Genomic DNA, 2,145 nt, shown 5'->3' with positions numbered 1-2,145 from the left:
GCCATGAAAACTCAAATAAACAATCATTCAAAAGCTCAATTCCGCAATCTACAATCCAAAACTTGTCCTCGACTTCGACCGGGGATCCGAAATTAGACTCGGCGGCATTTGCCCAGAAAACAAAGAAACTTCAAATACCCTTCTTAGCCAATAACGGCCAGGTAGATGAACAGGTGAAATTCTATGCCAATACTTTTGGCGGAACTGTGTTCGTAACGAAGGACGGTGAGATTGTGTATTCCTTGCCGAATAATAGTTCAGATGTAGAGACGCAATGCCTTGCGTCTTCAATGCATTCGCCCAATGGGATACACAATGCAAAATACACGAAACATGTCAAATACCACAAATCGTTTATCGTGCATCTTGCATCATGAATCAAACATCCCATATTGCACCAATTGTCTTTTAGCATGCCTTGCTAAACATACCGGACGAGACACCCAGGGAGTTGCCATTAAAGAGACGCTTGTAGGCGGCAGAGTTCAGGAGATAACTGGAAATGAAAAGGCTGTAACAAAGGTGAGCTATTTTAAAGGAACCGACAAATCTCAATGGAAAACCAATATTTCAGCATATGATGTAGTATCGCTTGGAGAAGTCTACGACGGTATAGAACTCAAATTAAAGGCGTATGGAAATAATGTCGAGAAGCTTTTTTGTGTAAAACCAGACGCAAACCCCGAACAAATACAGGTAAAGCTCAGTGGTGTAATAGATTTGCGGGTAAATGATGAAGGGCAGTTTGTGGCAGAGACTGAGCTTGGTGCGGTAAAATTTACAACGCCCGTGGCATATCAGGAGATAAATGGCAAACGAGTGGACGTGGAATGTAAATATACGATTGCGGATTGTGGAATGCAGAATGCGGAATGTAAAACAAATCTGAAATCCGAAACCCGAAACTTGTCCTCGACTGAGATCGGGGATCCGCAATTAGAATACGGCTTCACCGTAGCAAGCTACGACTGCACAAAAGACCTCATCATCGACCCCCTGCTGGCATCCACGTACGTGGGCGGGTCTAGTAGTGGTGATTTTGGTAATTCTCTCGCCCTCGACACAAGCGGGAACGTATATGTGACGGGGTGGACTTATTCATCAGACTTTCCGACGACGAGCGGGGCTTATGATACCTCTTTTAATGGTTATATGGATGTCTTTGTCTCGAAGCTGAATAGTGGATTAACTAGTTTGCTGGCATCCACGTATCTGGGAGGGTCTGGTGGTGAGTCGGGGTATTCTCTTACCCTCGACACAAGCGGGAACGTATATGTGATGGGGTATACTGGTTCAACAGACTTTCCGACCACGAGCGGTGCTTATGATACCTCCTATAATGGTGGTAATTATTATGGTGATGTCTTTGTCTCGAAGCTGGACAGTGGATTAACGAGCCTGCTAGCATCCACGTACCTGGGCGGGTCTAATGATGATATTGGTAATTCTCTCGCCCTTGACACAAGCGGGAATGTATATGTGACAGGGAATACTTCTTCATCAGACTTTCCTACCACGAGCGGGGCACATGATACCTCTCTTAATGGTGGTTATTATGATGTCTTTGTCTCGAAGCTGGACGGTGGACTGACGAGACTGCTGGCATCCACGTACCTGGGCGGGTCTGCTGATGATTATGGTAAATCTCTTGCCCTCGACACAAGCGGGAACGTATATGTGACGGGGAATACTCCTTCAACAGACTTTCCGACTACGAACGGGGCATACGATACCTCTTTTAATAGCGGCAGTGCCGTCTTTATCTCGAAGCTGGACGGTGGATTAACGAGCCTGCTGGCATCCACTTTCTTGGGCGGGTTTGGTGATGATCGGGGTTATTCTCTCAGCCTCGACACAAGCGGGAACGTATATGTGACGGGGCTTGCTGGGCCAAACTTTCCGACCACGAGCGGGGCATATGATACCACTTTTAATGGTGGTTATGCTGCCTTTGTTTCGAACGGATGTTCACCCCAAGTCAAAAAACAAAAGTGCCGTAAAAGCCTTATATTTATTGGCTTTTACGCCGAACAGCAAGCTTTTTTCTAGTGACTACCCGTATGTTCCGGCTTGGCAATACTTCTGGCAACTTTATCTGTAATGCCTCTAATAATTCATGTGATTGTTGCCGCGGACGCGGGATCT

2 protein-coding genes are annotated in these 2,145 nt (G+C 46.1%); both read left to right on the top strand.

What is annotated here, in order from left to right:
• Window positions 1–377: hypothetical protein (locus tag QZT26_RS17310; RefSeq protein ID WP_295103953.1), on the top strand; the 377-nt coding region annotated here is incomplete at its 5' end.
• A complete protein-coding gene (locus tag QZT26_RS17305) occupies window positions 334–2,049 on the top strand; it encodes an SBBP repeat-containing protein (protein WP_295103951.1) in 1,716 nt (571 codons plus the stop codon). The genes QZT26_RS17310 and QZT26_RS17305, both read left to right, overlap by 44 nt.
• Window positions 2,050–2,145: the final 96 nt, after the last annotated feature.

The sequence above is a fragment of the uncultured Candidatus Kuenenia sp. genome, assembly GCF_900696675.1.
GTDB lineage: Bacteria > Planctomycetota > Brocadiia > Brocadiales > Brocadiaceae > Kuenenia > Kuenenia stuttgartiensis_A.
This window is presented reverse-complemented; position numbering and strand designations above follow the sequence as displayed.

Excerpts from the sequence above, each read along its gene's own strand:
- QZT26_RS17305 (WP_295103951.1), top strand. The coding sequence starts at position 334 with ATGTCAAATACCACAAATCGTTTATCGTGCATCTTGCATCATGAATCA.